5 protein-coding genes are annotated in these 5,309 nt (G+C 37.4%); 2 read left to right on the forward strand and 3 right to left on the reverse strand.

Features of this window, described 5'->3' with window-relative positions; all coding sequences use genetic code 11:
- Positions 1-470 precede the first annotated feature (470 nt).
- The 3 genes from A6049_RS32030 to A6049_RS32040 all read right to left on the reverse strand — a co-directional run bounded on the left by A6049_RS32030 (position 471) and on the right by A6049_RS32040 (position 2,815).
- The gene (locus A6049_RS32030) at positions 471-1,208 is read right to left on the reverse strand and encodes a DUF3800 domain-containing protein (RefSeq protein WP_063568438.1); all 738 of its coding nucleotides are present in this window, start codon (positions 1,206-1,208) and stop codon (positions 471-473) included.
- Positions 1,209-1,376: 168 nt separating this feature from the next.
- Positions 1,377-2,057 carry a hypothetical protein gene (locus A6049_RS32035; RefSeq protein ID WP_063568439.1) on the reverse strand — a complete coding sequence of 227 codons (681 nt, stop codon included), beginning with the start codon at positions 2,055-2,057 and terminating at the stop codon, positions 1,377-1,379.
- 281 nt (positions 2,058-2,338) lie between these two features.
- Positions 2,339-2,815 carry a hypothetical protein gene (locus A6049_RS32040; protein WP_063568440.1) on the reverse strand — a complete coding sequence of 159 codons (477 nt, stop codon included), beginning with the start codon at positions 2,813-2,815 and terminating at the stop codon, positions 2,339-2,341.
- A 278-nt stretch (positions 2,816-3,093) separates the two neighbouring features.
- Here A6049_RS32040 and A6049_RS32045 point away from each other — a divergent pair, with 278 nt between their 5' ends.
- Both A6049_RS32045 and A6049_RS32050 read left to right on the forward strand, forming a co-directional pair.
- On the forward strand, positions 3,094-3,726 hold the full coding sequence (locus tag A6049_RS32045; protein ID WP_063568441.1) for a recombinase family protein: 633 nt from the start codon (positions 3,094-3,096) through the stop codon (positions 3,724-3,726).
- Between the two features lie 329 nt (positions 3,727-4,055).
- On the forward strand, positions 4,056-5,219 hold the full coding sequence (locus tag A6049_RS32050) for a hypothetical protein (RefSeq protein ID WP_063568442.1): 1,164 nt from the start codon (positions 4,056-4,058) through the stop codon (positions 5,217-5,219).
- Positions 5,220-5,309 lie beyond the last annotated feature (90 nt).

Genomic DNA, 5,309 nt, shown 5'->3' on the forward strand with positions numbered 1-5,309 from the left:
AAAAAGGATCGTCAGCATTTCTGCAACGATCCGTATTGTCGCTCGTTATTTTGAAAAATAGCAATTGATCACCTAGGTTGGCTTCTTGATTTTTATTGATCTGTCGTTTCCCATTGCATATCTGATTACCATTGCATAAAAACGACCCTGACTATTCAGAAAGGGTCGTTTCTCGTTTGCGAGGACGAAGAATGTTCATAGTTCAATCCTCTATATGTTGTGCGAAGAACTATCGTAATTCGCATTAAGTATTATATCCAGTTTTGTCTTAATGTGTGTGTGTTAAAATTAGGTAAAAAAACACCTTAACTATTCAGTAAAGGTGTTCCCGTCGTAATGAGCGAAGAACTATCGTAATTCCCTCATATCCTGCTCTAGCATGAGGAAAACTATCGTAAACCTCATCACCTAGAATGTATTCTAATGATAATTGATAAAAAACCATTTGTCAATAAACATCCACAAAATTATTAGGGCAGGATCTTAAATCCGAAGCGTTGTTTTAAGCCATGGCCGCCATCATACAGAGCTGCATCAATTAACGGATAGATGGATGGCTGTTTCGGACTTAATCCGTTGCATGTGCGGTTTAATGTACCTGGAACAAAATCAGCTAATTGAAGGCCGATATTGTTATCTGCTTTAATCAGAAAGTTAATGTTTAACAAGCGATCCTGGAAAGCATTTGGGCTATAATATAACGTCCCATTGGCTACAATCTTATGATACGTATTGCGGAGCCTAGTATCATCAGTCGTGTTAATGCCTTCGATATAGACTTGTCCTTTAGCGTTATGACTTCTTAAAAAATGTACAAAGTTTTCAAGTACGATCTGAAGCACGATGTAATACTCATCGTTTAACTCACTGTCATTATAAAACGATTTAAAATCGCTAATATGAATAGAAGCCCCGAGCGTGGTCAAATTATAATTCCGGAAGATATTGTCCATTCCCTGCCAAAATTCTGCTCGTTTCTCACGCTGCCTTAAAACAGTATACGGCAAATCTCGGCTTGCCCGGATCTCCGATTCATGAAGGATGATATCTGTATTATTAAAGACCCGCTGTTTTAAGGCTCTGACTTCAGGGACAACTTCATTTTCGTATGTTTCTTTTCTAATAATGACCCCAGCCAAACATAAATGATGTATATTACTCCCGTTTGGCTTTGATTCATCAAGGAATAAATAGTATTCATTGCTCATTCCATTTCCCCCAAAATTCTCTAAATATTCTATTGGTCATACCAAAAATGAAAAGTAGTCCGGGATGGTCTAGGCAACCTTTTTGCTAAGCAATCCATAGAGTTGCTAAATAGACTCTTAATGAATATATCATATTATTCAATGCGAGTATTTTATCCGCTATAGGTTCTACTCTTCTTCTAACTTTGTTAGTGATTTTACAATTGAAGAGTAGTTCATGATTTCCTGAAATCCGAGATATTCAGATACAGGCATCTGGAGTAAATCCAGAAACTGACTCACTGAATGTTTTTTGAACCAGTAATTGTTTGAATCTATAACTTTCTGTATGTCCTCTTCATACCGAACATATTGGAATGCCCGATGTTCAAAGAAGTATACATCTTTGCCGGCATTAAAAGCTTCAAGCACGGTCTTAAGGACTTCGGTTAAATGGATGTTGTACTCATCATTCTGCGGGTTGTAACGTTGACTTTTAGATTCAGCCCTTACGCACGTCAAACAGTCGTAAAAACGGAGCTTATCAATAATAAGGCTGTCCTCATATTCCTCGTAAGCAGGCGTCAATCTGTAATCCCCGAACTTCTCGAGCCGTTTTTCCCTAATCTGTTTCTCTCTCATATTTTCGACCTGCTCTCGAAGATACAAACCTTTCTTAATTTCCCGAATAAGCTTCTTTTCTCGAAGGGTTTTGATCCGTTGATTAGAGAAATGGAAGCGATCAACAAGCTCTTCTTGAGACATTGTGTACTGCTCTACGATTGATTCAACCAGTTGTTCTGATGTGATCTTAAGGCCCGATGCTTTAATGAGTTCCTGCAAATTGATCGTGTTCGAGACTTTTTCCAATATAAACACCTCCACTTTTTTACAACTGTATATTACATCAATGTGGTTATTTCTGTCAACAGTTCAAAAATATAAAGTGTTTAATTTTTTATACTATCCTAAAAGGTATAATTTTATATCCTTTTTTTCCTGCTGAGTTAAAAAGTCGTATCCAGCTCAAGCCACTGCTACTATTAGAATTAAGAACTAGTCTCATTTATTAATGAAAAAAACGCTTTTGTGGTATCCACAAAAGCGTTTTTAAACATGAACCTCTCTATCCATATTTTTTCAAGAAAAAACTAATTATCCATATACTTCCTAGCGTGTATCGGCGTACCTTTAGTGACTTCACCTGTCGCAGTGTTGATTTCCAATGGCTCTACTAAAACCTTCCATCCAGTTTCGCTTTTGAAAACTTTAAATGGGAGTGGGGGCGACTGTTCATAGCTTTGTCCTGCATACTTTTGAACTACATAAAGTTGAACTTCATTACTGTTGATTTGTTTACTTTCCACAATTTCATACCCAGTAGTAGGATTGGTTTTAAAATCCTTTACATATCCTTCTTTACGACTTTTCTCATCCAAATAGTTTGTATCTTTTGAATAGAACATCATTCCCTCAGCATCCTTAGCAATGTAAGCATCAAAGTACTCAATTGCTGCCTCCATCGGAGTTTGGGCAACAACTCTTTCCGCAGTTGTAGTAGATGCTACTAAAATAGATCCAGCAACAATTCCAGCAAGCAAAAGAGGTACTAATCTTTTTCTCTTCATGGATCGAGGCTCCTTTTCGATAGTTATTTTCAATTTTTCCTTAGGTCTACTTATATAACGTAGTAAATTACTCGGAGGTTGTGAGATTTCTGATAATAAATAGTGGACTAAGAACTGGGAGTTTTCAAGAAGACGCCTTAGGGGTCTCGCCGTCCGTAAAGGTATATCTTTAAGGATAACTTAAAACAGCACGTTCTACCTTCCATAAAGGTATTGTTTTTCGTTTTAAAACGTTTAGTATATATAATACACCTTTTTAAACGCTTGGAGGACAAGGGATGAGAACATTCACGAGAGAATACGGATACGCCAGAGTATCAACAAAGGATCAAAATGAAGACCGGCAGTTAACTGTACTACGTGACCAGGGAATTCAAGATGAATACATTTTTGTGGACAAGGCCAGCGGCAAAAATTTTGATCGGCCAGAATATCAGTTATTGAAGCGAGTCATGCGTGAGGGAGATACGCTCTTTGTAAAATCAATTAATCGTTTTGGCCGTAACAAACAAGAGATATTGAGAGAGTGGCAATGGCTGATCGATGCGAGAATTCATGTTGTGGTGATCGACATCCCAATTCTCGATACGCGGAAGTACCAGGAGTTGGAGGGGATCGGGCAGCTTATTATGGATCTTGTGCTTCAGATACTTAGCTGGCTTGCTGAAGAGGAACGTAATGGCATTAAACAAGCACAGGCTGAAGGTATTGCTGAAGCCAAGAAAAAAGGGAAACACTTGGGGCGGCCACAAATAAATTTGAATACTCTTACACCGGCGCAAAGGAACACCCTGGATACCGACTATCCTCTATGGAAAAATAATGAGCTTTCGGCTGTAGAATTTATGAAAAGATTGGATCTGAAGAAGAATACCTTTTACAAGGTTATGAGGGAGTTTGAAACTCATTAGAAGACCACGAAGGATAATAATGTTCGTCTTTTAAAGCAATTTGGATCCCAGGGAAGTTCCTGCAGCGGATCTATTTCAGAGCAATACCCGAACGTTAAAGTTATGGCCAACTAAAAAAAAGAGCCAGGAACCGAATATGAGGACATAAAGTCTTTTTTCATGTAGAAACGTGGAATGGTTGGATATGAGGTACGGTTACAAAACACCGACAAACCGGACTATTATGAATTCTGCACTATATGAAAAATTCACAATAGAGTTATTCAGGACGAATTGCCCTACATCAATCGCATTTGCTTACAAATCTGCTTATACATAGGAGAAAAACGATGAATCAAACCGAAAAATATAAACTCGATACGGCCGTAGATAAAGCAATACAGAGATATATGGTCAAACAAAAGTCAATCTGTATGTATCCTGATTGTGAAGTGGAAGCAATCAATTCCCATTCTATATCCGAAAAACAGTCGCTTGAAACCCTCAATGAACAAGGGGAAATACGTAACTTACTTGCACCTAAATCACGAAAAGCATATCCAAATAAGTCTATGTTAATTGAAGATTGTGGTATACCCCATGCGTCAACTTTTAAGGGATTCTGTAAGCTTCACGATGAAATGTTTGCTCGGCTAGACAAATCAGGAATTAAATCTGATAAAGATATATTTCGTCAAGTATTTAGATCTTTGAGTTATCACGTTTTTAGGGAAAAGGTCATTGAGGTTATCCGTCCCAAATTTAAGGAGAAACTTGATAAAGAGAAAGATGAAGATACACATGTTGAATTGGATTTAGGTTATTCAAATGCTGTTGAACAAACTAATACAAGGATTGAAAAACTTGATAAGCAAAGGCTTGAGGTCAAAAAAATATTAGACATTATGGACGATAAAAAATATACGTATATTTTGACAGATTTCACCCATCCTGATTTTCCTGTATATGTAATGTATAAGAAACTAGGTTTTCAAGTTCCCGTAGCTGTTAATGGGAAAGTTAGTTTTAGGTTTAGGAATAATAGCGAAGGTGTTGATCATAATATCATTTTGAATTGTATGCCAGCTGAACATACGACAGATTTAATTATCATAACGGACAAAGAGCTTCACACTCAGCATTCAGACTATCTAGCTGCTATCATAAATGATGACATTTATATACTAAATCTAATTGAAAGATTCATGGTAATGAACGATGAATGGTGGATTAAGCCAAGTATTTATAACAACTTATCTGAAGAAAGGAAACAAATCCTAATAGAAGATTTATATTGCTATGGTGAAGGGTTTGAGATTCTTGGAAGTTATGACATGTCAATCTTTGATGAATTGCGGTTACAGCTTATTGATGTTATGGATGACCTTGCAGAGCATCGTAGATTGCATGAATTAAAAAAAATTAATGAACTACCAGTAAGAGAATCATTCGAAAAAAGGCAAAAAAGAATTCAACCTAAATTCCTACAGCCATTTTTCATCCCCCCAGCTTAAGCCCAAGCGCCAGAAGCGCGGCCGCTCTCTCCGATCCGGAAGAGATCCGCGCATCTCTATAGCGCCCACCGGCGCAGCTCACACACCCAG

The sequence above is a fragment of the Paenibacillus sp. O199 genome, assembly GCF_001636635.1.
Lineage (GTDB): Bacteria > Bacillota > Bacilli > Paenibacillales > Paenibacillaceae > Paenibacillus > Paenibacillus marchantiae.